General features: G+C 62.4%; 33 protein-coding genes. 8 read left to right on the top strand and 25 right to left on the bottom strand.

Going from position 1 to position 24,856, the window contains the following annotated elements; all coding sequences use genetic code 11:
• Positions 1 to 35 precede the first annotated feature (35 nt).
• Both atpB and C8C96_RS05850 read right to left on the bottom strand, forming a co-directional pair.
• The gene (gene atpB, locus C8C96_RS05855) at positions 36 to 914 is read right to left on the bottom strand and encodes a F0F1 ATP synthase subunit A (RefSeq protein ID WP_121941740.1); all 879 of its coding nucleotides are present in this window, start codon (positions 912 to 914) and stop codon (positions 36 to 38) included.
• Positions 915 to 933: 19 nt separating this feature from the next.
• Entirely contained in the window at positions 934 to 1,407 is a 474-nt protein-coding gene (locus tag C8C96_RS05850) for an ATP synthase subunit I (RefSeq protein WP_121941739.1), read from the bottom strand.
• A gap of 287 nt (positions 1,408 to 1,694) precedes the next feature.
• On the opposite strand from C8C96_RS05850, the gene C8C96_RS05845 reads away from it, so the two are divergent.
• From C8C96_RS05845 to C8C96_RS05825, 5 genes are all read left to right on the top strand, one after another.
• The gene (locus tag C8C96_RS05845; protein ID WP_121941738.1) at positions 1,695 to 2,012 is read left to right on the top strand and encodes a YbeD family protein; all 318 of its coding nucleotides are present in this window, start codon (positions 1,695 to 1,697) and stop codon (positions 2,010 to 2,012) included.
• Between the two features lie 23 nt (positions 2,013 to 2,035).
• Positions 2,036 to 2,731, top strand: a complete 696-nt coding sequence (gene lipB / locus C8C96_RS05840) for a lipoyl(octanoyl) transferase LipB (RefSeq protein ID WP_056744138.1) — start codon at positions 2,036 to 2,038, stop codon at positions 2,729 to 2,731.
• Positions 2,732 to 2,746: 15 nt separating this feature from the next.
• Complete coding sequence (gene lipA, locus C8C96_RS05835; protein WP_056058875.1) at positions 2,747 to 3,727, top strand: lipoyl synthase; 981 nt, start codon at positions 2,747 to 2,749, stop codon at positions 3,725 to 3,727.
• A 33-nt stretch (positions 3,728 to 3,760) separates the two neighbouring features.
• On the top strand, positions 3,761 to 4,474 hold the full coding sequence (locus tag C8C96_RS05830) for an AraC family transcriptional regulator (protein ID WP_121941737.1): 714 nt from the start codon (positions 3,761 to 3,763) through the stop codon (positions 4,472 to 4,474).
• Between the two features lie 101 nt (positions 4,475 to 4,575).
• Complete coding sequence (locus C8C96_RS05825; protein WP_121941736.1) at positions 4,576 to 5,409, top strand: DMT family transporter; 834 nt, start codon at positions 4,576 to 4,578, stop codon at positions 5,407 to 5,409.
• Between the two features lie 105 nt (positions 5,410 to 5,514).
• Here the strand turns inward: C8C96_RS05825 and ptsP are convergent, their stop codons facing one another.
• The 5 genes from ptsP to C8C96_RS05800 all read right to left on the bottom strand — a co-directional run bounded on the left by ptsP (position 5,515) and on the right by C8C96_RS05800 (position 9,897).
• The gene (gene ptsP, locus C8C96_RS05820; RefSeq protein WP_056058884.1) at positions 5,515 to 7,272 is read right to left on the bottom strand and encodes a phosphoenolpyruvate--protein phosphotransferase; all 1,758 of its coding nucleotides are present in this window, start codon (positions 7,270 to 7,272) and stop codon (positions 5,515 to 5,517) included.
• Positions 7,273 to 7,325: 53 nt separating this feature from the next.
• Entirely contained in the window at positions 7,326 to 7,595 is a 270-nt protein-coding gene (locus C8C96_RS05815) for an HPr family phosphocarrier protein (protein ID WP_056058887.1), read from the bottom strand.
• Positions 7,564 to 8,016: a PTS sugar transporter subunit IIA gene (locus tag C8C96_RS05810; protein ID WP_056058890.1), complete on the bottom strand. Its 453-nt coding sequence runs from the start codon at positions 8,014 to 8,016 to the stop codon at positions 7,564 to 7,566. The genes C8C96_RS05815 and C8C96_RS05810 overlap by 32 nt, the downstream gene beginning before the upstream one ends.
• An 85-nt stretch (positions 8,017 to 8,101) precedes the next feature.
• A complete protein-coding gene (locus C8C96_RS05805) occupies positions 8,102 to 9,361 on the bottom strand; it encodes an MFS transporter (RefSeq protein ID WP_121941735.1) in 1,260 nt (419 codons plus the stop codon).
• Between the two features lie 2 nt (positions 9,362 to 9,363).
• The gene (locus C8C96_RS05800; RefSeq protein ID WP_121941734.1) at positions 9,364 to 9,897 is read right to left on the bottom strand and encodes a hypothetical protein; all 534 of its coding nucleotides are present in this window, start codon (positions 9,895 to 9,897) and stop codon (positions 9,364 to 9,366) included.
• A 182-nt stretch (positions 9,898 to 10,079) separates the two neighbouring features.
• On the opposite strand from C8C96_RS05800, the gene C8C96_RS05795 reads away from it, so the two are divergent.
• Complete coding sequence (locus C8C96_RS05795; protein WP_056058916.1) at positions 10,080 to 10,583, top strand: TlpA disulfide reductase family protein; 504 nt, start codon at positions 10,080 to 10,082, stop codon at positions 10,581 to 10,583.
• A gap of 151 nt (positions 10,584 to 10,734) precedes the next feature.
• Here the strand turns inward: C8C96_RS05795 and C8C96_RS05790 are convergent, their stop codons facing one another.
• Positions 10,735 to 11,190, bottom strand: coding sequence for a cytochrome c (locus C8C96_RS05790; RefSeq protein WP_121941733.1), 456 nt, complete (start codon positions 11,188 to 11,190; stop codon positions 10,735 to 10,737).
• A 173-nt stretch (positions 11,191 to 11,363) separates the two neighbouring features.
• Between C8C96_RS05790 and C8C96_RS05785 the strand changes: the two genes are divergently transcribed.
• Positions 11,364 to 12,041, top strand: a complete 678-nt coding sequence (locus C8C96_RS05785; protein WP_121941732.1) for a cytochrome b/b6 domain-containing protein — start codon at positions 11,364 to 11,366, stop codon at positions 12,039 to 12,041.
• A 46-nt stretch (positions 12,042 to 12,087) separates the two neighbouring features.
• Positions 12,088 to 12,579: a GNAT family N-acetyltransferase gene (locus C8C96_RS05780; protein WP_056058903.1), complete on the top strand. Its 492-nt coding sequence runs from the start codon at positions 12,088 to 12,090 to the stop codon at positions 12,577 to 12,579.
• A gap of 69 nt (positions 12,580 to 12,648) precedes the next feature.
• On the opposite strand, the gene C8C96_RS05775 is transcribed toward C8C96_RS05780, so the two are convergent.
• The 17 genes from C8C96_RS05775 to C8C96_RS05695 form a co-directional block, all read right to left on the bottom strand.
• Entirely contained in the window at positions 12,649 to 13,158 is a 510-nt protein-coding gene (locus C8C96_RS05775; RefSeq protein WP_121941731.1) for a peroxiredoxin, read from the bottom strand.
• A 195-nt stretch (positions 13,159 to 13,353) separates the two neighbouring features.
• The gene (gene rpsQ, locus C8C96_RS05770; protein ID WP_056058906.1) at positions 13,354 to 13,623 is read right to left on the bottom strand and encodes a 30S ribosomal protein S17; all 270 of its coding nucleotides are present in this window, start codon (positions 13,621 to 13,623) and stop codon (positions 13,354 to 13,356) included.
• Between the two features lie 9 nt (positions 13,624 to 13,632).
• A complete protein-coding gene (gene rpmC, locus C8C96_RS05765) occupies positions 13,633 to 13,830 on the bottom strand; it encodes a 50S ribosomal protein L29 (RefSeq protein WP_015012191.1) in 198 nt (65 codons plus the stop codon).
• Between the two features lie 17 nt (positions 13,831 to 13,847).
• Positions 13,848 to 14,264 carry a 50S ribosomal protein L16 gene (rplP, locus tag C8C96_RS05760; RefSeq protein ID WP_015012190.1) on the bottom strand — a complete coding sequence of 139 codons (417 nt, stop codon included), beginning with the start codon at positions 14,262 to 14,264 and terminating at the stop codon, positions 13,848 to 13,850.
• Between the two features lie 2 nt (positions 14,265 to 14,266).
• The gene (gene rpsC, locus C8C96_RS05755) at positions 14,267 to 15,148 is read right to left on the bottom strand and encodes a 30S ribosomal protein S3 (protein WP_056058910.1); all 882 of its coding nucleotides are present in this window, start codon (positions 15,146 to 15,148) and stop codon (positions 14,267 to 14,269) included.
• 15 nt (positions 15,149 to 15,163) lie between these two features.
• Positions 15,164 to 15,496: a 50S ribosomal protein L22 gene (rplV, locus tag C8C96_RS05750; RefSeq protein WP_007847806.1), complete on the bottom strand. Its 333-nt coding sequence runs from the start codon at positions 15,494 to 15,496 to the stop codon at positions 15,164 to 15,166.
• Positions 15,497 to 15,505: 9 nt separating this feature from the next.
• The gene (gene rpsS / locus C8C96_RS05745) at positions 15,506 to 15,781 is read right to left on the bottom strand and encodes a 30S ribosomal protein S19 (RefSeq protein WP_010467177.1); all 276 of its coding nucleotides are present in this window, start codon (positions 15,779 to 15,781) and stop codon (positions 15,506 to 15,508) included.
• A 10-nt stretch (positions 15,782 to 15,791) separates the two neighbouring features.
• Entirely contained in the window at positions 15,792 to 16,616 is an 825-nt protein-coding gene (gene rplB / locus C8C96_RS05740; protein WP_008906426.1) for a 50S ribosomal protein L2, read from the bottom strand.
• A 2-nt stretch (positions 16,617 to 16,618) separates the two neighbouring features.
• The gene (gene rplW, locus C8C96_RS05735; RefSeq protein WP_007847815.1) at positions 16,619 to 16,933 is read right to left on the bottom strand and encodes a 50S ribosomal protein L23; all 315 of its coding nucleotides are present in this window, start codon (positions 16,931 to 16,933) and stop codon (positions 16,619 to 16,621) included.
• On the bottom strand, positions 16,930 to 17,550 hold the full coding sequence (rplD, locus tag C8C96_RS05730; protein ID WP_008906425.1) for a 50S ribosomal protein L4: 621 nt from the start codon (positions 17,548 to 17,550) through the stop codon (positions 16,930 to 16,932). The genes rplW and rplD overlap by 4 nt, the downstream gene beginning before the upstream one ends.
• Positions 17,550 to 18,224, bottom strand: a complete 675-nt coding sequence (rplC, locus tag C8C96_RS05725; protein WP_056058913.1) for a 50S ribosomal protein L3 — start codon at positions 18,222 to 18,224, stop codon at positions 17,550 to 17,552. The genes rplD and rplC overlap by 1 nt, the downstream gene beginning before the upstream one ends.
• 232 nt (positions 18,225 to 18,456) lie before the next feature.
• Complete coding sequence (gene rpsJ, locus C8C96_RS05720; protein WP_005796953.1) at positions 18,457 to 18,768, bottom strand: 30S ribosomal protein S10; 312 nt, start codon at positions 18,766 to 18,768, stop codon at positions 18,457 to 18,459.
• Between the two features lie 25 nt (positions 18,769 to 18,793).
• On the bottom strand, positions 18,794 to 19,984 hold the full coding sequence (gene tuf, locus C8C96_RS05715; protein WP_099731469.1) for an elongation factor Tu: 1,191 nt from the start codon (positions 19,982 to 19,984) through the stop codon (positions 18,794 to 18,796).
• A gap of 142 nt (positions 19,985 to 20,126) precedes the next feature.
• Positions 20,127 to 22,229 carry an elongation factor G gene (fusA, locus tag C8C96_RS05710; RefSeq protein WP_056057548.1) on the bottom strand — a complete coding sequence of 701 codons (2,103 nt, stop codon included), beginning with the start codon at positions 22,227 to 22,229 and terminating at the stop codon, positions 20,127 to 20,129.
• Positions 22,230 to 22,378: 149 nt separating this feature from the next.
• Positions 22,379 to 22,852 carry a 30S ribosomal protein S7 gene (gene rpsG, locus C8C96_RS05705; protein ID WP_005798541.1) on the bottom strand — a complete coding sequence of 158 codons (474 nt, stop codon included), beginning with the start codon at positions 22,850 to 22,852 and terminating at the stop codon, positions 22,379 to 22,381.
• Positions 22,853 to 23,027: 175 nt separating this feature from the next.
• Positions 23,028 to 23,405: a 30S ribosomal protein S12 gene (gene rpsL / locus C8C96_RS05700; protein WP_015012185.1), complete on the bottom strand. Its 378-nt coding sequence runs from the start codon at positions 23,403 to 23,405 to the stop codon at positions 23,028 to 23,030.
• Positions 23,406 to 23,668: 263 nt separating this feature from the next.
• On the bottom strand, positions 23,669 to 24,838 hold the full coding sequence (locus C8C96_RS05695) for a D-alanyl-D-alanine carboxypeptidase family protein (RefSeq protein ID WP_121941730.1): 1,170 nt from the start codon (positions 24,836 to 24,838) through the stop codon (positions 23,669 to 23,671).
• Positions 24,839 to 24,856: the final 18 nt, after the last annotated feature.

Genomic DNA, 24,856 nt, shown 5'->3' with positions numbered 1-24,856 from the left:
AGAAAAGTTAAGGAAAGAAAAAACGAAAGGGAAACTTAGTGCGCGTTGTGCGCCTGACCGAGGTAGATCAGCGCCAGCATCATGAAAATGAACGCTTGCAGCGAGATCACCAAAATGTGGAACAGCGTCCAGATGGTGCCAGCGATGACGTGGCCCACAGGCAGCAGCACACCCGACAGCGACAGGGCCGCAGCACCACCCATGAGGGCGATGAGCATGAACACCAGCTCGCCAGCGTACATGTTGCCAAACAACCGCATGCCGTGGGACACGGTGTTGGCGACATATTCAATGATCTGCATGAGCAGATTCACCACGCCCAGGATCAGGGCGAAGATAGGATTCTTGCTGGTGCCGAAAGGAGCCGACACCAGTTCGTGTGCCCAGCCGCCAGCACCCTTGATCTTGACGCTGTACCAGAAGCGCAGGATCAGGATGGCAAAGGCGAGGCCCAGCGTGGTAGACAGGTCAGCCGTGGGCACGACACGCAGATAGGCGTGGTGAGGATCGTGGCCGGCGGCGCCATAGACTTGCGCCCAGATGGCGGGCAGCAGGTCCACAGGCAGCATGTCCATGAAGTTCATCAAGAAGATCCAGACGAACACTGTCAGACCCAGGGGCGCAATGAACTTGCGGCTTTCAGCGTTGTGAATGTTCGCCTTGGCCTGGTTGTCCACCATCTCGACCAGCATCTCGACCGCTGCCTGGAAGCGTCCAGGCACACCAGAGGTTGCCTTACGGGCAGCTGACCACAGAATCAAAAGGGTGAGAGCCCCCAGAACCAAACCGACGATGATCGAGTCATAGTTGATGACAGTGAAATCAACGATCTTGGTCTGGTTGACGTTTTGAAGATGCTGCAGGTGGTGAACGATGTATTCACTTGCAGTCGGAGCGTGCGCTTCTGCGGCCATCGGACAACTCTTCTCTCTATCAATCGGTTTTTCGGACACCAGGCCGCACCAACAGTGCCACCCAGTACGTTTTCATTGCGACCACCATGCCAATCAGCAAGGCAATCCAGCTCAAGCCCGGCACCAGCCGAGGTGCCGCCGCCAGCAGCGCCACCGTCAACATGATCTTGGCGATTTCCCACCCAAAGAACCCCACCATGGCAGCCCGCGGATTGGATGACGCCTTGTGGCGCAACACACCGCGGGCAAACAGTGCAGCCGGAGCCACCACTGCCAGGGCACCGTAGGCTGCAGACCAACCCACCACCGCCCTGCCCGTCAGAACCCAGGCCACCAGGGCCGCCAGCATTCCGACCAGCGCCTGACCTGCCACCACCTTCCACACCGAGAGGGGCGGATGGCGACTGCGCCACTGCTGCGCCTCTTGGGCCGTCAGGGGCTTGAAGTCAGATTCTTCAGCCTCAGTTTCAGTCTCTGGCGGGATTGTTTCCATTGATGAATGACGCCCGCGTTACAGACCGCAACTTTTACAAAGCCTCTAATTATAAGTAAAAACCCATGGCACCAGACAAAAACCCGCAAACGTGCCCGTGGGCTTCGTGTGCGCCTGCTCTGTTGTGGTGATGCGCCAACGGCTTTTGCGCTCCAAAAACCTCGCGCAATGCACCGATCTGGCGCACGCCAAACACACAATTCAGACACCCTCATCAGCCCGTGGCGCACAATGACAGTGCATGCCTAGCTATTGAAACTGCAGCATCCCTACCACCGCGATCCACCATGACATCCTCCAATCCGCCGCCCGCCAACGGCCTCGATACGCAGGCAACAGATCCACGCAAAGACTCGCTGATCGAATACCCCTCCAAGTTCCCGATCAAGGTCATGGGCGCCAAGGTGGATGGGTTCGTGCACGCGGTGACCGAACTGGCCCGCCAGTTTGACCCCACCTTCGACGCCGCCACCATTGCACTGCGTGACAGCCGCGCAGGCAATTACCTCGGAGTAACTATCACCATCACGGCGACCAGCCGCGAGCAGCTGGACGACCTGTACCGTGCGCTGTCATCGCATCCGCTGGTGAAAGTGGTGCTGTAGCCGCCCCCCCTGCAAGTTGCGCCATGACGATTGACATCCGCCTGCTGGGCCGTGTGGACTACGCCAGCACTGTGCAGGCCATGCAGGACTACACGACCACACGTACGCCCTCTGACCCGGATACGCTTTGGATTTGTGAGCACCCGCCGCTTTACACCCAAGGCATTGCAGGCAAAAGCGATCATGTGCTTGACCCAGGCGAGATCCCCGTCATCGCCACCAACCGGGGTGGGCAGGTCACCTTCCACGGACCGGGCCAGGTGGTCGCGTACCCGCTGATCGACCTGCAACGCGCAGGCTATTTCGTCAAGGAATACGTTTATCGCGTCGAAGAGTCCGTGATCCGTGCGCTGGCGCACTTCGGCGTCACGGGCCACCGGGTTGCCGGCGCACCCGGCATTTATGTGCGCCTGGATGATCCGCGCAGCCACGCCATGCTGCCCCAACGCCCCCAAAAACGAACGGGCTCGGAGGCGCCCACGCCCGACTTCGAAGGCCTGGGCAAGATCGCGGCGCTCGGCATCAAGGTCAGCCGCCACTGCACCTACCACGGCGTGGCGCTGAACGTGAACATGGACCTGGAGCCCTACGGCCGCATCAACCCTTGCGGTTACGCAGGATTGAAAACGGTGGACCTTTCTACAATCGGGGTCCACACCACCTGGGAAGAAGCCGCGCAGGTGCTGGGCCAGCAGCTCAGCATCCGGTTGGCGCCCTGAACTCTGCCTACAGCCATGAGCACCCCTGAAGTCGTCCGCGAAGCGCAATCCACCGAAGCCTACAACCCGCTGGCCAAGCAAAAGGCTGCGGCCAAGCTATCGCGCATTCCGATCAAGGTGGAGCAGGGCGAAGTGCTCAAGAAGCCCGAGTGGATCCGCGTGAAGGCGGGCAGCCCCACCACGCGTTTCTACGAAATCAAGGAAATCCTGCGCGAACACAAGCTGCACACGGTGTGCGAAGAAGCTTCGTGCCCCAACATCGGTGAATGCTTTGGCAAAGGCACGGCCACCTTCATGATCATGGGTGACAAGTGCACGCGCCGTTGCCCGTTCTGCGACGTGGGCCATGGCCGCCCCGACCCGCTCGACAAGGATGAGCCGCTGAACCTGGCCAAGACCATTGCCGCACTCAAGCTCAAATACGTGGTGATTACCAGCGTGGACCGCGACGACCTGCGCGACGGCGGCAGCGGCCACTTTGTGGAATGCATCCAGAACATCCGCGAGCTGTCGCCCCAGACCCAAATCGAGATCCTGGTGCCCGACTTCCGCGGCCGTGATGACCGCGCGCTCGAAATCCTGAAAGCCGCGCCGCCCGACGTGATGAACCACAACCTGGAAACCGCGCCCCGCCTGTACAAGGAAGCGCGCCCCGGTTCGGACTACCAGTTCAGCCTGAACCTGCTCAAGAAGTTCAAGGCCTTGCACCCCAACGTGCCCACCAAGAGCGGCATCATGGTCGGCCTGGGCGAGACGGACGAAGAGATCCTGCAGGTCATGCGCGACATGCGCGCGCACAACATCGACATGCTGACCATCGGCCAGTACCTGGCGCCCAGCAACAGCCATCTGCCCGTGCGCCGCTACGTGCACCCCGACACCTTCAAGATGTTCGAGGAAGAGGCGTACAAGATGGGCTTCAGCCATGCGGCAGTTGGCGCCATGGTGCGCTCCAGCTACCACGCGGACCAACAGGCGCACGCCGCTGGCGTGTAAGCCCTGTCCACCCGGTCCGGTCGCAGGTCACCCATGGGCCCGAATGGTCTGCTCTCGCTGCGCCGCTACGGCGCATCACCGGGCAGCCACAGCCATGACCATTTCCAGATTCTGCTGGGACTCTCCGGAGCGCTGGACCTGGAGGTGGCGGGCCGTGGCGTGCGCGTGGCACCCGGCGGCGGCTGCGTGATTGCCCCGGGAGATCGGCACGACTTTGAATCGTCCCGTGGCAGCCTGTGCCTGGTGCTCGACAGCGCACACCCCGACTGGGCGCGCTGTACCGGCCAACGCCGCTCGACCAAACCACCCGCCGATGCACTGCCACTGGCGCACTATCTGGCGAGCGCACTGCAACAAGACCGCCCGCTGGCACAAACCTACGGCCCTGCGCTCTTGCTGGAGGCGTGGCTCGACAGCACCCATTCCGACCTTTCCACGCCCGCCCCCACGCGCGGCCGCACCATCAACTGGCCCGCCCTGCAGCAATGGGCGGCGCAGCAATGGCACCATGAACTGACCGTGGCCGACCTGGCGGCGCAGGTGCATCTGAGCCCCAGCCAGTTTTCTGCCCGCTGCCGGGACGACCAGGGCATGGGCGCTATGGCCTGGCTGCGCGGCTTGCGTCTGGCGCAGGCCCGGGTGCTGCGCAGCACGGGCATGGCGGTGGCCGAGGTGGCGCTGCGCACGGGCTACCGCTCGCCCTCGGCTTTGACTGCCGCATTGCGCCGGGCTGAGCAGCACACATAACGGTCGACGACAGCTGGCAACCAGGCCAAAACCTTGGCGCGCGACGACTCACCGGTGTTGCGCGACGACTCACTACAGCGGGCGCGCGTAAGCTCGGCGCCATGCAAGCCAACCTCTATGCCCTGGGCGCCATTGCGCTGTGGGCCTCTCTCGCCTCGTTGGGGGTGTCCCTCACCCACATTCCGCCCTTCCTGCTCACAGGGGTTGCGCTCATCATCGGTAGCGTGCCGGCCTGGCCGTTTGTGCTTCGTGACCCTGCACAGTGGCGCATCCCGCTGCGCACGCTGGCGTTGGGCGTGTACGGCCTGTTTGCGTACCACTTTCTGCTGTTCATCGCGCTGCGCCATGCCCCGCCGGTGGAGGCCAACCTCGTCAACTACCTGTGGCCGCTGTTCATCGTGGTGCTCTCGCCGGTGGTGCTGCCCGGTGTGGCGCTGCGCCCGCCGCATGTGCTGGCGGCGCTGATGGGTTTTGGCGGCGCGGCCATTGCCATTGCCGGCGGGCGCGAGTTGAGCGGCACGCTGGCCTGGGGCTACCTGCCCGCGCTGGCAGCGGCTTTCATCTGGGCCACGTATTCGCTCATGACCAAGCGCGTGGCAGCGTTCCCGACCACGGCCATTGGCCTGTTCGGGCTGGTGTCCGGCGTGCTGTCGCTGCTGTGCCATGTGGCGCTGGAGCCGCCGGTGGCACTGCAGCCGCGCGACTGGGGGCTGCTCGCGGTGCTGGGCCTGGGGCCGCTGGGGGCGTCGTTTTTTATGTGGGACAAGGCGCTCAAGCTGGGGGACGCCCGGCACATCGGCATCCTGAGCTACATCACGCCACTGGCGTCCACCGCGCTGCTGATCCTGGTGAGCGGCCGCGCATTCACCTGGAGCATTGCGCTGGCCACGGCCATGATCATCAGCGCGGCCGTGATGGGGATGCGGGCACGCTGACGCAGAAATTTCAGCGAAATTGGCTGGAAGCGCTAGAAAAATATGCTCGGACAGCTATCAATTTTGAAGTAACCACCCCCCTCTGGCGGTCAGATGCTCCGCCTGTCAAGCAGTCAGTAGCACAGCAGGTTCATCGCCCGCCAGCACCTGTTGCGCCCAGGGGGCGAGCTTGCGAGTGTCAGCGCGCAGCACCTCCTGCTTCACAGCCAGGATCTGCGCGGGGTGCATGGAGAAGCTGCGCAGCCCCAGGCCCAACAGCAGCCGCGTCATGGTCACATCGCCCGCCGTTTCGCCGCACACACAAACGCTCTTGCCTTGGCGCTCCCCCTCGGCAATCACATCGCCCACCAGGCGCAGCACGGCAGGGTGCAGCGGGTCGTACAGGTGGGCCACGGCCTCGTCGGCGCGGTCGATGGCCAGGGTGTACTGGATCAGGTCGTTGGTGCCGATCGAGAGAAAGTCGAAGTACTTGAGGAAGGTGCGCACCATGAGTGCCGCGGCGGGCACCTCGATCATTGCGCCCAGCTGCACCGGACCATAGGGCTCGCCACGTGCATCCAGCTCACCCCGGGCGAGGTCCACCTGGGCGAGCGTCTGCTGGATTTCGTGCGTGTGCGCCAGCATGGGGAACAGCAGGTTGACCTTGCCATGGGCCGCCGCACGCAGCACAGCGCGCAGCTGGGTGCGGAACATGGCCGGGTCGGCCAGGCTCCAGCGGATGGCGCGCAGGCCCAGGGCCGGGTTCAGGTAGCTGTCCTTGTGGGCCTTGTTGTCCAGAGGCTTGTCCGCGCCCACGTCGATGGTGCGGATAGTGACGGGCAGCCCCTGCATGCCGTCAATGGCCTCGCAGTAGGCGCGGTACTGCTCGTCCTCGCCGGGCAGGTTGCCGCTTTTGCCCATGAACAGAAATTCGCTGCGGAACAGGCCCACGCCCACGGCGCCTGCGCGCACGGCGGCGGCGGCGTCGCCGGGCTGCTCGATGTTGGCCAGCAGCTCGATCTTGTGGCCGTCGATGGTGATGGCAGGCGTGTGGCGCAGGCGCGCCAGGCGTTCGCGCTCCAGCTCAACCTGGCGCTGGCGAAATCCGTATTCGGCCAGGATGATGGGCGAGGGATCGACAATGACCACGCCCGCATCGCCGTCGATGATGACCCAGTCGTCCTGGCGCACCAGCTGGCTGGCGGCACGCGCGCCCACCACGGCGGGGATGTCCATGCTGCGCGCGACGATGGCCGTGTGGCTGGTCTTGCCGCCCACGTCCGTCACAAAGCCCGCGAACACGCTTTGCTTGAACTGCAGCATGTCGGCGGGCGAGAGATCGTGCGCCACCAGCACCAGGGGCACATCCACCGTGTCGTCCAGCAGCAAATCTTGCTGTGTCTTGCGACGCGGGCTGCTGGCCGGTGGCGCCACCGGGCTGGCCACGCCTTTCATGTAGCGCAGGATGCGTTCAACCACCTGCTCCAGGTCCGCCTTGCGCTCGCGCAGGTACTCGTCTTCCATCTCGTCGAACTGGCGCGCAATCACCTCAAGCTGGGTGGTGAGCGCCCACTCGGCGTTGTACAGGCGCTCGGTGATCCAGTGTTTGACGCCGCCCGTGAGGGCTTCGTCCTGCAGCAGCATCAGGTGCACATCCAGCAACGCGGTCAGCTCGTGCGGCGCGTCGGCGGGCATGTCGGTCTGCAGGCGCTGCAGCTCCTCGACCACGGCGTTGCGGCCCTGGCGCACGCGTTCGATCTCGCCCTCGACCTGTGAGGGCTCGACAAAGTAGTGCGCCACATCCACCCGGCTGGACGCCACCAGCACGGCCCGGCCAATGGCAATGCCGCGTGCAACTGCGAGGCCGTGGACGGAGAAGGTCATGGTGGTGCGATCAAAGGTTCGACGGGGTCAGGACACGGGCGAGGTGGGCAGGCTTATTCACCCTCGCCAAATTTGTCGGCAATGAGTGCCAGCAGGGCGTCCATGGCCTCCTGTTCGCGGTCGCCGTTGGTTTCCAGCTCCACTTCAGAGCCCAGCCCAGCGGCCAGCATCATCACGCCCATGATGCTCTTGGCGTTGATGCGGCGCTCCCCCTTGCTCATGAAAACGTCACACGGAAAGCTGCCGGCCAGCTTGGTGAGCTTGGCCGATGCGCGGGCGTGTAGGCCCAGTTTATTGCTGATGGTCGTACGGGTCTTGATCATGTCGGTTACGGCGGTTCTGGTTCTGCGGCGCTGAAATGGCCACCTGCATCACCCCTTGGGTACCACCCACCACGGCGCGGGTCACCACGGAATCGAGCGGCTCGGCCCGGTAGCTCACGGCGCGCAGCAGCATGGGCAGATTGACACCCGTCACCAGGCGCGAGCGCACGCCATCGACCAGGCGCTGCGCCACGTTGCAGGGCGTGGCGCCGAACACATCGGTCAGCACCAGGGTGGTGTCGGTGCCCAGCTGGTCCAGCATGATGCGTGCCTGGGCCAGCGACTCTTCGGGGGGCTGGTTGGGCTGCACGTCGAGCGCAGCCACGCTGCTGCCGCAGTCGGCAAACACGTGCAGCGCACATTCGCGCAGCGCATGGGCCAGTGGGGCGTGGGCAATGATGAGGATGCTGGTGGGGCTCATGGTCACGACTTACGCCACGCGGGGATCAACGAAGGGCAGGTCATGAAGAGGCCGCCGGTGGTTGCATCGATGGTTGCGCAAGTGTTCATGGTGTGGGGGTTGTCAGCACATTATCGCGCCGCCCCCGAAGCAGGAACCATGCGTAGGCGCTGGCGTTGCATGCCAGGTACACCGCCATGGCCGCCTGGAACGCCGGCACGGTGGCCAGCCCCGCGGCTGCAAAGGCGTCCACCGCCAGCCCGATGCCCCACTGCACCACAAACACGCCCACAAAAATCACGAGGTTGTAGGCCGACAGCGCCCGCCCTGCCAGCGCCTGCGGAAACGCCATGGCCACGGCGGGCTGCGACAGCGACACGAAGGTGCACGACACGCAGAACAACGCCCAGGCGCCGCCCCCGGCCTGGGGCCCCGCCAGGATGATGCCCAGCAGCACCACCGAGCACAGCGGAAGGCCCATGGCCATCAGCCGGTCGGCACCAAACCCCTTGCGCAGCAGCCAGGGGTTGACCATGCCCCAGGTCCAGAAGGTGCACAACATGGACACGTTGATCCAGAACAGGCCCGTCGCCGACTCCAGGGCGGTGTAGCCCGCCACGCGCTGCATCCACGGCCCGGCCCACAACGTCTGCATGGCCACCATGCCGCCGTAGCAGAAGAACCCCAGCGGCGCGAGGCGCTGGAAATAAGGGTGCCGCCACACCACGCCATAGCCCTGGGGCACGGCCTCTGCGGCGCCGGAATCGGCCTTCGCCTGCCCCGCCAAACCCCAGCCTGGCACCCACAGGGCAATCACCGCCATCGACAACGCGATCAATACCGCCAGCCCCCAGAACAGCGGGCGCCAGCCCACCAGCGGCAAGGCCCATTGCACGGGCAGCGTGGATGCCACCATGCCCAGCGAGCCCGTCATCAACATCCACGAGTTCGCCCGCATCTGCGCCACCGGCTCCAGCCACCGGCGGTAGCCAGTGAGCGGCGCCATCAGGCAGGCGCTGACGCCCGCGCCGCACAGCACCCGACCGGCGAGCAGCCCCGAAAACCCCGTGGCCGCCGAAAACACCAGGCTGCCCACCACGGCCACGCCCAGGAAGCCCAGTGCGACCTTCTTGGGGCCATGCCGGTCCAGCCAGGTCCCCAACGGCAGCTGCGTGGCCGAGAAGCCCAGAAAGTACCCTCCCGCCAGCAGCCCCAGGTCCCGCGCCTGCAGCGAGAACTCCTGGGCCAGCGTGGGCGCCAGGGTGGCCGTGACAGCACGCACCAGCGCCGATAAAAAGTAGGCAAAAGCAAACGCCAGAAAGACGATGACGGCCGCCCGCCGTGGCAAAACGCCGCCGCTGCTCATCGTCATGGCAGCGCCAGGCCAGCGAAGAACTGGTCGGCCACCTCCGGCCGAGGCTTGGCGGTGTAGACGACGGCGTGGTACAGCCGCACCTGCGGCCCTGCCGCGCGTGCAAACCACACGGCCTGCGCGACCACCGCGCTGCCATCGGGACGCTGCCCCTGTGCCACGGTACGCACCGACTGCGGCAGGGGCAAGATGCCGCGCGGCGCGTAGGGTACGTCTTTGGCGCCCGCTTCGGCCCCTGCCCCCAGGCGCGCCAGCATGGCAGCCCGCCAATGGGTGAGCGCTGCGCCCACCTGGGCAGGGTCGGCCAACGCGGCATGGGACACGGCAAAGGTGGCGCCATCGGCATCACAGCCCACCATGGACAGCTCCACCGGTGCACCGGCCAGCTCCACGGTCCGGGTGGCCTGGTCGGGCTTGCACGGCAGGGTGATGGTCAGGTCCGCTTCGGGCAGCGGCACGGTGCGCCAATTCAGTGCGGGGCTGCAGCCCGCAATCAGCAGGGCAGCGGCCCCGGTCAATGTCCATTTCATCGGGGCATTATCGGCAGAGTCCCCGATGTCGGCCCTGCCCTGCGTTCTGCGGCGAACTTTTGCGGGAAAGTGGAGTCCAGCCTTGGTGTGGCGGGCGCCGCTCGCGCGGCGAGCGGGCCACTCCGGCACAATGTGGGGTGGGGCACAGGCCCCGTGTTTCTTTTGGGATGGGTGGTGAAGTCATGGCGATCAAGCATTGGGCAGCAGGTGTGGCGGTGGCAGCGTTTGCCGCTGTGGGCGCCTATGTGTACCTGGACACAGGCCGCGCCGAAGCGCCTGCATCGACCTTCGTGCTGCTGGATGGCTCCAGCAAATCCACCGCCGACCTGAAAGGCAAGGTCACCCTGGTCAACTTCTGGGCCACGAGCTGCACCACCTGCGTGGCCGAAATGCCCGAGATCATCGCGACCTACAACAAGTACAACAGCAAGGGTTTTGACACCTTGGCTGTGGCCATGAGCTACGACCCGCCCAGCTACGTGGTGAACTTTGCCGAGACACGCAAGCTGCCCTTCCAGGTGGCCATCGACAACACCGGCAACGTGGCCAAGGCCTGGGGCGATGTGCGCCTGACGCCTTCCACCTTCATCGTGAACAAGCGGGGCGAGATCGTGAAGACCTATGTAGGCGCCCCCAATTTCCCGGAGCTGCACCAGTTGATCGAGAAGCTGCTTGCAGAAACCTGAGCACGGGGCGGACACAACGCCCCCGCCGCATGCACCCCAGCCCGTTCAGGGCAAAAAAAGGCCAATTTCGAAAGAAATTGGCCTTTTGCGCTAGTGGATCATGCCTTGATCGCTATGCAAAACATAGCAACATGATCCTCCAGTGATTGCGTCACTTCGCGCGGAAGTTGTCGTGGCAGGCCTTGCAAGTGCCTGCAGTGGCACCAAAGGCGGTTTTCAGGTTGTCCAGGTTGCCGGTCTTGGCCGCAGCGGCGAGTTTCACGGTCTCGGCTTCCAGCTTCTCGGCATGGTCCTTGAACTTGGCTTGCTCGGTCCAGATTTCTGGCAGTGCCTTGGTGGGCGCGCCCTTGTCGGTGCCGGGACCAAAACCTGCCCATGGCAACTTGGCCATGTGGGCCACGATGTCGGCGTTCTCCTGCGCCACCTTGGCGTCGAAAGGCACCCGGCCGTTGGCCATGGCGCCCAGGCGGCCGAAGTGCTGGCCCATCACAAACAGCGCACTCTGGCGGTATTTGATGGCATCTTCGGCTTTGGCAAATTGGGCGGAGGCGGGGGCGGACAGGGTCAAGGCCGCAGCCGCCAGGGTCAACGCAGCAAATGCTTTCATCGGAACTTCCTTTTTCGTGGGTGGAACAGAATGGTGCCTTCCAAGCCTGCGCAGTATGCCGGTTTGGGCGCGGTTGTGCTGTGGCCGGGAGGTTACAGGTCCGGTCGCCCTGCCGCACAATGCCGCATGCTTCCTCATCCATCCCTCACTTCGGCGCCCCGCCTTTGACCACCATGACGCAGCACACCGTACGCATCTGGGACCTTCCAACCCGCATTTTTCACTGGGCCCTGGCGGTCTGCATCGTGGCGCTGGTCATCACCGCCAATGTGGGAGGCAATGCCATGGTCTGGCATTTCCGCCTGGGCTACACGGTGCTGGCGCTGCTGGTGTTCCGGCTGGTCTGGGGATTGGTGGGCGGCCGCTGGTCGCGCTTTTCGGCGTTCCTGTACTCGCCAGCGCGGCTGCTACGGTACCTGCGTGGCACGCCACATCCGGAGGACGGCATCGGACACAGCCCGCTGGGTGCGTTGTCGGTGTTCGTGCTGCTGGCCGTGCTGGCAGCCCAGGTGGGCACGGGTTTGCTGAGCGACGACGAGATCGCCTTTGCCGGACCGTTGACCCAATATGTCTCGAATGCCGTCGTGGGGCTGGCCACGAACTACCACAAGGACATCGGGCAGTTCCTGGTGCTGGGGCTGGTGGCGCTGCACGTGCTGGCCATCGTCTTTTATGTGCGCGTGCGCAAGCAGCAGCTCATTCGCCCCATGCTGGACGGCGACAAGACGCTGCCCGGGGCGGCGGCGCCTTCGCGGGACGACACCCTGAGTCGCATCATGGCATTGGTGGTGCTGGCACTGAGCGCTGGCGTGGCCTGGTGGGTGTCGTCCCTGGCGGCACCGGCGTTCTGAACGAAGTCGCTACACTGGCGGCTCCTTCGTTTGCACGCCTTGCGCTTTGGACAAGCCCTCCATCTCCCTGAGAACCCCCTCTTCGCCCGCCGAGTGGGATGCGGTCAGAGACATCTTTCGCGAGTACGCCAGCACGCTGGGCGTTGATTTGTGCTTTCAGGACTTTGAGTCCGAACTGGCGCAGCTGCCGGGCGACTACGCCGAACCCCGTGGCGCCCTGCTGGTCGCCGAAGTGGAAGGCGCCTTGGCAGGCTGTTGTGCCCTGCGCCCGCTGGACAACGCGGACTACCCCAACGCCAGCGAAATGAAGCGGCTGTATGTGCGCAAAGCGTTTCGCGGCTTTGGCCTGGGTCGCGAGCTGGCCGAAGCCATGCTGGACCGGGCGCGGCAAGCAGGTTACGCGTGTGTTTTGCTCGACACCCTGGACGATATGGAGTCGGCCCGCGCGCTGTACACCGACCTGGGCTTCGAAGAAATCCCGCCCTACTACCACAACCCCATACCCGGGGCACATTACCTCAAGGTCGATATTTTTTGACCATTTTGGGCGCAAGCGCATGATACACATGCGCTTGCAGCTATTGATTCAATAGCAATCAGCGGGGTCTCACGCCGCCTTGACCTGGGCCAGCAGGGTGTCAGCATCGCTCACTTCAAACTTGCCCGGTGCTTCGACGTTGAGCGTCACCACCTTGCCATCGCGCACGAGCATCGAATAGCGGTTGCTGCGCAGACCCATGCCCTTGGAGGTCAGGTCCAGGGTGAGGCCCGTGGCTTGCGCGAAGGCGGCGCTGCCGTCGCCCAGCATGCGCACCTTGCCGTCGGTCTTCTGGTCGCGCGCCCAGGCGCCCATCACGAACGCGTCGTTCACGCTCACGCACCAGATTTCATCCACGCCGGCCGCCTTGAACTCGGCGGCCTTCTCCACATAGCCAGGAACATGCTTGGCCGAGCAGGTGGGTGTAAAGGCACCGGGCAATGCAAACAGGGCAATCGTCTTGCCCGCCGTCGCCTTGTTCACCGCCACGGGATTCGGGCCGATGCTGCAGCCTTCGCCCTCGACTTCGGAATATTCCATCAGCGTGGCTGCGGGCAGGGTGTCACCGACTTTGATCATTGTTTTCTCCTAGGGATGTTGGGATGGGGTGTTGGAACCCGAGAACGCAGTGCCATGCAAAGCTCCTCCTGGGCACGATGTGAACCGTTCGCATCAAAAAGGAGGCCCACAAAGCAAAACGACCCACATTGTGGGTCGTTTTGAAGGGCCTTGCTGCCCAGGGGCTTCGCCCCCGGAGCGGGCATGGACAGCTGCTTACAGCAGGCCGGCCTTTTGCACCAAGCGGGTCGCCACCCAGTTCTTGGTCTTGGAGAGCGGACGGCTCTCGGTGATTTCGATCACGTCGCCCAGCTTGTACTCGCCATTTTCATCATGGGCGTGGTACTTGCTCGACTTCGCAACGATCTTGCCGTAGAGCTCATGCTTCACACGACGCTCGACCAGCACGGTCACAGTCTTTTGACGCTTGTCGCTGACCACCTTGCCAATCAAGGTGCGCTTGAGGGATTTTTTAGGTTCCGTCATATGGGCTCCTTACTTGGCGGCTTGCTTTTCAGCAAGAATGGTCTTGGCACGTGCGATATCACGGCGGGTGGTGCGCAGCGTGTTGGTGTTACCCAGTTGCTGCGTAGCCTTTTGCATGCGCAGGCCGAAATGGGCCTTTTGCAGTGCCTTGATTTCGGCTTCGATGCCGGCAACGTCTTTTTGGCGCAGTTCAGTAGCTTTGGTCATTTTCATGGTCTCCTGAATTACGCGCCAAGGTGACGGCTGACGAACGTGGTGCGCAGCGGCAGCTTGGCAGCAGCCAGGCGGAAGGCTTCGCGGGCCAGTTCTTCGGGCACGCCGACAATCTCGAACACGATCTTGCCGGGCTGGATTTCGGCCACGTAGTACTCGGGGTTGCCCTTACCGTTACCCATACGCACTTCTGCGGGCTTGGTAGAGATTGGCTTGTCCGGGAACACGCGGATCCAGATACGGCCGCCACGCTTGACGTGACGGGAAATCGCACGGCGTGCAGCTTCGATCTGGCGGGCCGTCAGACGGCCACGATCGGTGCACTTCAGACCGAAATCACCGAACGCAACGGAGGCACCCCGTGTTGCGACGCCAGTGTTACGGCCCTTTTGCTCCTTGCGGTATTTACGGCGAGCAGGTTGCAGCATCTTTATTCTCCTTTACCGTCCGCTGCTGTAGCGGGCGCGGCGACTTTGCGTACGCGCTTAACGGCGGTGTTATCAGCGCCACCAGCTTCCGCTGGCTTGTCGCTGCCGTCGGCCGGAGCGGCGTTGCCACCGACAGGACGACGTGGGCCACGGCCTGCGCCTGGACGATCGCCACCTGGGCGGCCATCACGGCGTGGGCCGCGTGGGCGGCGCTCTTCGTCTGGACGAGGCGTTTCCACGGCGGGCAGGTCATTGCGGCCCAGCGTGTCACCCTTGTAGACCCAGACCTTGACGCCGATCACACCGTAGGTGGTCTTGGCTTCAGAGGTACCGTAGTCGATGTCCGCACGCAGCGTGTGAAGTGGCACGCGGCCTTCACGGTACCACTCGCAGCGAGCGATTTCGATACCGTTCAGACGACCGGACGACATGATCTTGATGCCCTGGGCACCCAGACGCATGGCGTTCTGCATGGCGCGCTTCATGGCGCGGCGGAACATGATGCGCTTTTCGAGCTGTTGGGTGATGCTGTCGGCGATCAGCTTGGCATCGATTTCAGGCTTGCGCACTTCTTCGATGTTCACTGCGACGGGCACGCCCAGACGCGACGCGAGTTCCTTCTTCAGGTTCTCGATGTCTTCGCCCTTCTTGCCGATCACCACACCAGGACGTGCCGAGTAAATGGTGATACGGGCGTTCTTGGCAGGACGCTCGATCAGGATACGCGACACAGCCGCGTTCTTGAGCTTGGCCTTCAGGTACTCGCGCACCTTGATGTCTTCGGCCAGCATGCCCGCGAAATCGCGGTTGCTGGCGTACCAACGGCTGGACCAGTTGCGGCTGACCGCAAGGCGGAAGCCGGTAGGATGGATTTTCTGTCCCATAGTCTTCCCGAGCCTTTAGTTGCCAACCGTCACGTACACATGGCACGTGGGCTTGCTGATGCGGTTGCCGCGGCCTTTGGCGCGCGCGGTGAAGCGCTTGAGCGTGGTGCCTTGTTCGACGTAGATGGTCTTGACCTTCAGTTCGTCGATGTCAGCGCCATCGTTGTGTTCGGCGTTGGCGATGGCCGACTCCAGAACCTTCTTGACGATTCCCGCAGCTTTTTTCTGCGTGAAGTTCAGGATGTTCAGAGCCTGGTCCACTTTCTTGCCGCGGATCAGGTCGGCGACCAGACGGCCCTTGTCGACCGACAGACGGACGCCCCGGAGGACTGCACGTGTTTCAGACATGGTCGTTCCTTACTTCTTCGCTTTTTTGTCAGCGGGGTGACCCTTGAAGGTGCGCGTCAGGGCGAATTCGCCCAGCTTGTGGCCCACCATCTGGTCGGTGACATAGACCGGCACGTGTTGCTTGCCGTTGTGCACGGCGATGGTCAGACCGATGAACTCGGGCAGAACCATGGAGCGACGCGACCAGGTCTTGACTGGTTTCTTGTCCTTGGTGGCAACGGCCTTTTCGACCTTGGCCAGCAAGTGATGGTCAACAAATGGACCCTTTTTGAGAGAGCGAGTCATCTGTTACCCCTTACTTCTTGCGACGCGACACGATCATGATCTGTGTGCGCTTGTTGTTACGGGTGCGATAACCCTTGGTCAGATTGCCCCAAGGATCGACTGCATGGCGGCCTTCGCCGGTGCGGCCTTCGCCACCACCGTGAGGGTGATCCACAGGGTTCATGGCCACGCCGCGAACCGTAGGACGAATACCCATCCAGCGCTTCACACCGGCCTTGCCCAGTTGGCGCAGGCTGTGCTCTTCGTTGGCCACTTCACCAATGGTGGCGCGGCATTCGATGTGGATCTTGCGCACTTCGCCGGAGCGCATACGCACTTGAGCGTAAACGCCTTCGCGGGCCAGCAGCGTTGCCGAAGCACCTGCCGAGCGGGCGATCTGAGCACCGGCACCGGGCTTGAGCTCGATGCAGTGGATGGTCGAACCCACGGGGATGTTACGGATAGGCAGTGTGTTGCCAGCGCGGATCGGTGCTTCCGAACCGGACAGCAGGGTTGCGCCCACTTCCAGGTTGCGGGGAGCGATGATGTAGCGACGTTCGCCGTCGGCATAGCACACCAGAGCGATGTGGGCCGTACGGTTGGGGTCGTACTCAATGCGCTCAACCTTGGCCGGAATGCCGTCCTTGTTGCGCTTGAAGTCCACCACACGGTAGTGGTGCTTGTGACCACCGCCCTTGTGGCGGGTGGTGATGTGACCGTTGTTGTTACGACCGGCCTTCTGGAATTGCGGCTCCAGCAGGGGGGCGTACGCTTCACCCTTGTACAGGTGGTCACGCGTGACCTTCACCACGGCACGTTGGCCGGGCGAGGTAGGTTTCATCTTAACGACAGCCATGATTACGCGGCCTCCCCGGAGAGGTTCAGCTCTTGACCTGGCTGCAGCGTGACGTATGCCTTGCGAACGTTGTCGCGGCGGCCCACGGTCTTGCCGAAACGCTTGGTCTTGCCTTTGGTGTTCACCACAGAAACGCCCTTGACTTCCACCTTGAACATCAATTCCACAGCGGCCTTGATTTCGGGCTTGGTAGCGTTCTGCAGCACCTTGAACGTCACTGCATTGGACTTCTCGGCAACCATGGTGGCCTTTTCGGACACGATGGGAGCGACCAGCACTTGCATCAGACGACCTTCGTCAAACTTGAGTGTGCTCATGCGAACATCTCCTTGAGTTTGTCGATTGCACCCTTGGTGACGAGCACTTTCTTGAAACGCACCAGCGACACGGGATCGGCGTAACGGGGCTCAACGACGAGCACGTTCACCAGATTGCGCGAGGCCAGGTACAGGTTTTCGTCCACTTCGTCGGCAATCACCATCACCGATTGCAGGTTCATCGCCTTGAACTTGTCAGCCAGGACCTTGGTCTTGGGGGAATCAAGCTTCAGCGAATCGACCACAGCCAGACGGCCTTCGCGGGCCAGCTGCGACAAGATGGCAGACATACCGGCGCGGTACATCTTCTTGTTGATCTTCTGCGTGAAATTTTCGTCAGGCATGTTCGGGAAAATCCGACCACCCCCACGCCACAGAGGCGAGGAAGTCATACCTGCACGTGCGTTACCCGTACCCTTTTGCTTGAAAGGCTTCTTGGTCGAGTGACGGACTTGCTCGCGGTCCTTCTGGGCGCGAGTGCCTTGGCGGGCGTTGGCCTGATAGGCCACCACGATCTGGTGCACCAGATCTTCGTTGTATTCACGACCGAACACGGTTTCAGGAACATCCAGCTTGGATGCGCCTTGGCCTTGGTCATTCAGGAGTTCGAGCTGCATTAGTTCGCTCCTTTGGAGGCTTTGGCCTTGATCGCTGGACGCACCGTCACGAACCCACCCTTGGAGCCCGGAATAGCGCCCTTGATCAAGAGCAGTTGACGCGCTTCATCGATGCGGATGACATCGAGGTTTTGCGTGGTCTTGGTGACATCGCCGAGGTGGCCCGTCATGCGCTTGCCGGGGAACACGCGACCTGGGTCTTGTGCCATACCGATCGAGCCAGGCACGTTGTGCGAACGGCTGTTACCGTGCGACGCGCGCTGCGAGCTCATGTTGTGACGCTTGATGGTACCGGCGTAGCCCTTACCGATAGAAGTGCCTTGCACGTCGACCTTTTGGCCCACGGCAAACACATCGGTGGCAGGAACCGTAGCACCCGCGGCGTACTTGCCAGCGGTTTCTGCGGTCACGCGGAATTCCTGGATGATTTCACCGGCTTCCACACCTGCCTTGGCAAGGTGGCCGGCTTCTGGCTTGGTCACGCGCGATGCTTTGCGCGAACCGAACGTGACCTGCAGGGCCACGTAGCCATCGTTCTCTTGGGTTTTGACCTGGGTAACGCGGTTGTTGGACACATCCACCACCGTGACAGGCACTGCGTCCCCATCATCGGTGAACAGACGCATCATGCCCACTTTGCGACCCAGCAACCCGAGGGAGTTGCTCAGACTCATTGGTTTTCTCCAAAACTCTCACCGCCGCAACTTCAATTGGCTACGGCGTTTCCGCAAACTCTCGCTTGCGTGCATGAAAGAAGGTTAATAAAACTCCGCTGACGCACACCATTTCACAGGCGCAAATCGAGCGAAGCCCTAAAGTATAACGCGAACTGCTTTTTCAAGCAAGTTCGCGCTATTTCAGTCGCTGCAAGACGGGCGAACCCGTCCCACAGCAGCTACTGCTACATCACTGCAGCTTGATTTCGACGTCCACGCCAGCTGGCAGGTCGAGCTTCATCAGGGCGTCCACGGTCTTGTCCGTAGGGTCCACGATGTCCATCAGACGCTGGTGCGTGCGGATTTCGAGCTGGTCGCGGCTGGTCTTGTTGACGTGCGGCGAGCGCAGGATGTCGAAACGCTTCATGCGCGTCGGCAGGGGCACGGGACCCTTGACGATGGCGCCGGTGCGCTTGGCGGTGTCAACGATCTCGGCAGCGGACTGGTCGATCAGTTTGTAGTCAAACGCCTTCAGGCGGATGCGGATTTTCTGCTTGGACATGGCAAGTTCCTTTTCTGCTTATGAATTAAGCAATGATCTTGGCCACGACGCCAGCGCCCACGGTACGGCCGCCTTCGCGGATAGCGAAGCGCAGACCTTCTTCCATGGCGATGGGGTTGATCAGCTTCACAGTGATCGACACGTTGTCACCAGGCATGACCATTTCCTTGTCGGCTGGCAGCTCGATGGCGCCAGTCACGTCGGTCGTGCGGAAGTAGAACTGGGGACGGTAGTTGTTGAAGAAAGGAGTGTGGCGACCGCCTTCGTCCTTGCTCAACACATACACCTCAGCCGTGAAGTGGGTGTGGGGCTTGATCGAGCCGGGCTTGCACAGCACTTGGCCACGCTCCACGTCTTCGCGCTTGGTACCGCGCAGCAGCAGGCCGACGTTGTCGCCAGCTTGGCCTTGGTCCAGCAGCTTGCGGAACATTTCCACGCCGGTGCAGGTGGTCTTTTGCGTGTCGCGGATACCCACGATTTCGATTTCTTCGCCGACCTTGATGATGCCGCGTTCCACGCGACCGGTCACCACGGTGCCGCGACCGGAGATGGAGAACACGTCTTCCACAGGCATCAGGAAGGCGCCGTCCACAGCGCGCTCTGGCGTGGGGATGTAGGTGTCCAGGGCTTCGGCCAGCTTCATGATGGCTTCTTCACCCAGCTTGCCCTTGTCGCCTTCCAGGGCGAGCTTGGCGGAGCCACGGATGATGGGGGTGTCGTCGCCTGGAAAGTCGTACTTGTCCAGGAGTTCGCGCACTTCCATTTCGACGAGTTCCAGCAGTTCTTCGTCGTCCACCATGTCGCACTTGTTCAGGAACACGATGATGTAAGGCACGCCCACTTGGCGAGCCAGCAGGATGTGCTCGCGGGTCTGGGGCATTGGGCCGTCAGCAGCGGAGCAGACCAGGATAGCGCCGTCCATCTGGGCAGCACCGGTGATCATGTTCTTCACATAGTCGGCGTGGCCGGGGCAGTCCACGTGAGCGTAGTGGCGGTTGGCCGTTTCGTATTCCACGTGGGCGGTGTTGATCGTGATACCGCGGGCCTTTTCTTCGGGCGCAGCGTCGATCTGGTCGTAGGCCTTGGCTTCGCCGCCGAACTTGGCGGACAGCACGGTAGCGATGGCTGCCGTCAGCGTCGTCTTGCCATGGTCCACGTGACCGATCGTGCCCACGTTCACGTGGGGCTTGGTGCGTTCAAACTTACCTTTTGCCATTTCAATTCTCCAAAGAGCAATCCCTGTGTAGTGGTTTTACGTCTGCATCTGGTTGCTGATTCACTCCGCACAGGGAACAGAGTGGCACCGGATCGCAGACAAAACAAAGCCCGGACCACGAGGGCCCGGGCGAAGTGCTTACTTACTTGGCGCGCGCGGCCATGATGGCTTCAGACACGTTGCGAGGGGCTTCGCTGTAGTGCTTGAATTCCATCGTGTAGGTAGCGCGACCTTGCGACATGGAGCGCAGGGTCGTGGAGTAGCCGAACATTTCGGACAGGGGTACTTCGGCCTTGATGGCCTTGCCGCCACCGACCATGTCGTCCATGCCCTGCACCATGCCGCGACGGCTGGACAGGTCGCCCATCACGTTACCGGCGTAGTCTTCAGGCGTTTCCACTTCCACGGCCATCATGGGTTCCAGAATGACCGGACCGGCCTTCTTGCAACCTTCCTTGAAGCCGAAGATGGCAGCCATCTTGAACGCCAGTTCGTTCGAGTCCACATCGTGGTACGAACCGAAGTGCAGCGTGACCTTGACGTCCACCACGGGGTAACCAGCCAGCACGCCTTGCGTCACAGCTTCGTTGATACCCTTTTCCACGGCCGGGATGAATTCGCGAGGCACCACACCGCCCTTGATCGCGTCCACGAACTCGATGCCCTTGCCGGCTTCGTTGGGTTCGATCTTGAGCACAACGTGGCCGTACTGACCCTTACCACCGGATTGGCGCACGAACTTGCCTTCGGCTTCTTCCACCGTCTTGCGGATGGTTTCGCGGTAGGCCACTTGGGGCTTGCCCACGTTGGCTTCCACACCGAATTCGCGCTTCATGCGGTCCACGATGATTTCGAGGTGCAGCTCGCCCATGCCGCCAATGATGGTCTGGCCGGATTCTTCGTCGGTCTGCACGCGGAACGATGGATCTTCAGCGGCCAGGCGCGACAGGGCGATACCCATCTTTTCCTGGTCGGCCTTGGACTTGGGTTCCACAGCCTGACGGATCACAGGCTCAGGGAACACCATGCGCTCCAGCGTCACCACGGCGGCTGGATCGCACAGGGTTTCACCGGTCGTCACGTCCTTCAGACCCACGCAGGCAGCGATGTCACCGGCGCGGATTTCGTCCACTTCCTGGCGCTCGTTGGCGTGCATCTGCACGATACGGCCAATACGTTCCTTCTTGCCACGCACGGGGTTGTACACGGTGTCGCCCTTGGAGAGCACGCCGGAGTACACACGCACGAACGTCAGCTGGCCCACGAACGGGTCGGTCATCAGCTTGAATGCCAGGGCGGAGAACTTCTCGTTGTCGTCCGCCTTGCGGGTGACTTCCTTGTCGTCTTCGTCGAAGCCAGGCACTGGAGGCACGTCCAGCGGCGAAGGCATGAGTTCGATCACGGCGTCCAGCATGCGCTGCACACCCTTGTTCTTGAACGCAGTGCCACACAGCATGGGCTGGATTTCACCAGCGATGGTGCGAGTACGCAGGCCTTGGGTGATCTCTTCTTCCGACAGATCGCCCTCTTCCAGGTACTTGTTCATCAGGTCTTCAGAGGCTTCAGCAGCGGCTTCGACCATCTTCTCGCGCCATTCAGTGGCAGTTGCCACCAGATCGGCCGGGATTTCTTCGAAGTTGAACTTCATGCCCTGGGAGGCTTCGTCCCAGATGATGGCCTTCATCTTGCGCAGGTCGACCACGCCCTTGAAGTTTTCTTCGGCACCGATCGGGATCACGATTGGCACAGGGTTGGCCTTCAGGCGCAGCTTCATCTGGTCCACGACCTTGAAGAAGTTGGCACCGGTGCGGTCCATCTTGTTCACAAAGGCCAGACGTGGCACCTTGTACTTGTTGGCCTGGCGCCAGACGGTTTCCGACTGGGGCTGCACGCCACCCACGGCGCAGTACACCATGCAGGCACCGTCCAGCACGCGCATGGAACGCTCCACTTCAATCGTGAAGTCCACGTGGCCAGGGGTGTCGATGATGTTGATGCGGTGCTCTGGGAAGGACATGTCCATGCCCTTCCAGAAGCAGGTCGTCGCAGCCGAGGTGATCGTGATGCCACGCTCTTGCTCTTGCTCCATCCAGTCCATGGTGGCCGCGCCATCGTGCACTTCACCAATCTTGTGGTTCACGCCGGTGTAGAAAAGAATACGCTCGGTCGTGGTGGTCTTGCCAGCGTCAATGTGGGCCGAGATACCGATATTGCGGTAACGCTCGAGGGGGGTCTTGCGAGCCATGGTGGATCCTTGGATGGGTCGTGTTATTCGGGGGGCGGGCCCAGCATTCTGGCGCTGCAACCCGTCAATTTTGTGACTGCCTGAAATCGACACAAGGCTGCAGGCAAAACGCCAGCAGCCTTGGGCCTATATCAGGGCAAATCCGCGTTTTAGAAGCGGAAGTGGCTGAATGCCTTGTTGGCTTCGGCCATACGGTGCACTTCGTCACGCTTCTTCATGGCGCCGCCACGGCCTTCGGTGGCTTCCAGCAGTTCGTTGGCCAGGCGTTGGGCCATCGACTTTTCACCACGCTTGCGGGCGGCTTCCTTGATCCAGCGCATGGACAGGGCCAGACGACGGACAGGACGCACTTCCACGGGCACTTGGTAGTTGGCACCGCCCACGCGGCGGGACTTCACTTCCACCATGGGCTTCACGTTGTTGATGGCAACGGTGAAGGCTTCCAGAGGGTCCTTATCGGGGTGCTTCTTCTCGATCAGTTCCAGGGCGCCGTAAATGATGCGCTCTGCAACTGCCTTCTTGCCGCCTTCCATGATCACGTTCATGAATTTGGACAGCTCTACATTGCCGAACTTGGGATCCGGCAGGATTTCACGTTTGGGGACTTCGCGACGACGTGGCATTTTTTACCTCTATCTTTGCTTCAGTTGGCATCTTTTCAGACACCGCGAGAGCCAATCTCTGGACTCCCACTTACTCGACCCGCGCAGAACACCTGCGTTTGGGGTCACTACGCTGCACCTCCGCGCCACGCGGAAAAACAGCACCGAAAATTCTTCAGGCCGAAAGGGCCAGGGCTTACTTGGCCTTTGGCTTCTTCGCGCCGTACTTGGAGCGGGCTTGCTTGCGGTCTTTCACGCCTTGCAAGTCCAGCGAGCCACGCACGATGTGGTAACGCACACCGGGCAAGTCCTTCACACGACCGCCGCGAACCAGCACCACGCTGTGTTCCTGCAGGTTGTGGCCTTCACCGCCGATGTAGGAGATCACCTCAAAACCGTTGGTCAGGCGCACCTTGGCGACCTTACGCAGAGCGGAGTTAGGCTTCTTAGGCGTCGTGGTGTACACACGGGTGCACACGCCACGGCGCTGTGGAGAGTTTTCCATCGCAGGGCTCTTGGACTTGGTCTTTTCGACCTCGCGCCCCTGACGGACCAGTTGATTAATGGTTGGCATGAAATACGTCCCTAAACGTGAATTTGCTTCGTGAAAGCGAAAACGTGAATCCCTTCGGAAATTCCGAAAAGCCTTCTAATGTAGCAGGATGCCCCCTGAAAGGCAAGCCCACTGCGGCTTGCAGCAGTTTCTGGCACCTGCAGCCATCCCGGTGATCTGACAGGAACTGGCCGCAAAAGGAGCGAAAACAGGCCCGACATATGCCGGACCTGCGCAGCCAGCTATGGTTTCAGAAGTGGTTCGCCACCTTCTGCAACGCAGCGTCACTTGATCCAGAGGCGGATGGCATCCCAGGCACGGCCCAGGATGCCGGCCTGCTCCACCGCCTCCAGCGCCACCAGGGGCACTTCGCCGATGGACTGGTCGCCCAGCATGACCTTGAGGGTGCCAATGGCCTGCCCCTTGGCGTAGGGCGCTACCAACGGGTCGGGGCGGGCGATCTGGGTGGTGACCTTGCCAGCGCTGCCGGCGGGCACGGCGACCACGATGGCCTCCTCGCGGCCGATCTTCAGCACGCTGTCCTTGCCCTTCCAGACGGCAGGGGTCGCCACCGGCTTGCCTGCGTCAAACAACTTGACCGCCTCGAACGCGGTGTAACCCCAGTTCAGCAGCTTCTGGCTTTCGTTCGCGCGCGCGTTTTCGCTCGCGGCACCCAGCACGATGGACAGCAGGCGGCGCTGGCCCACGCCGGGGAATTCACGCTTGGACGTGGCCACCAGGCAGTAGCCCGCCGCAGCGGTGTGGCCGGTCTTGAGGCCATCCACCGTGGGGTCGCGGAACAGCAGCGAATTGCGGTTGCTGCCGTTCGATGCCGGAGTACCCGGGTAGCTGTACTGCTTGGTGGAGTAGTAGTGCATGTACTCCGGGAAGTCCTTCATCAGCCGCATGGCCAGCACAGAGAGGTCGCGCGCCGTGGTGGTGTGGCCGGGCTCCGTCAGGCCTTCGGGGTTCTTGTAGCTCGTGCCCTTCATGCCCAGCGCCTGCGCCTGGTCGTTCATGAGCTTGACGAAGTTCTCGGCCGTGCCGCCCACGCCTTCGGCCAGGGCCATGGTGGCGTCGTTGCCGGACTGCACGATCATGCCCTTGATGAGGTCTTCGACCGGCACCTGCATCTTGGGGTCGATGAACATGCGCGAGCCGGGCATCTTCCAGGCGCGCACGCTCACGGGCAGCTTCTGGTCCAGCGCGATCTTCTTGGAGCGCAGCGCATCAAACACCAGGTAGCCCGTCATGAGCTTGGTGAGCGAAGCCTGCTCCACCGGCGCGTCGATGTCCTTGGCGGCCAGCACCTGGTTGGCGGTGACATCCACCAGCAGGTAGGTGCGCGCGGCGATTTCGGGGGGCTGGGGTGCCTGGGCCAGGGCGCCAAAGGCAGCCGGGGCCACCGCAGCAAAGACGGCCAGGGATCGCAACGCAGACAGGATTCGTTTCATGGGGCAGGAGGGGGCTGG

The sequence above is a fragment of the Acidovorax sp. 100 genome (assembly GCF_003688355.1).
Lineage (GTDB): Bacteria > Pseudomonadota > Gammaproteobacteria > Burkholderiales > Burkholderiaceae_C > Acidovorax > Acidovorax delafieldii.
This window is presented reverse-complemented; position numbering and strand designations above follow the sequence as displayed.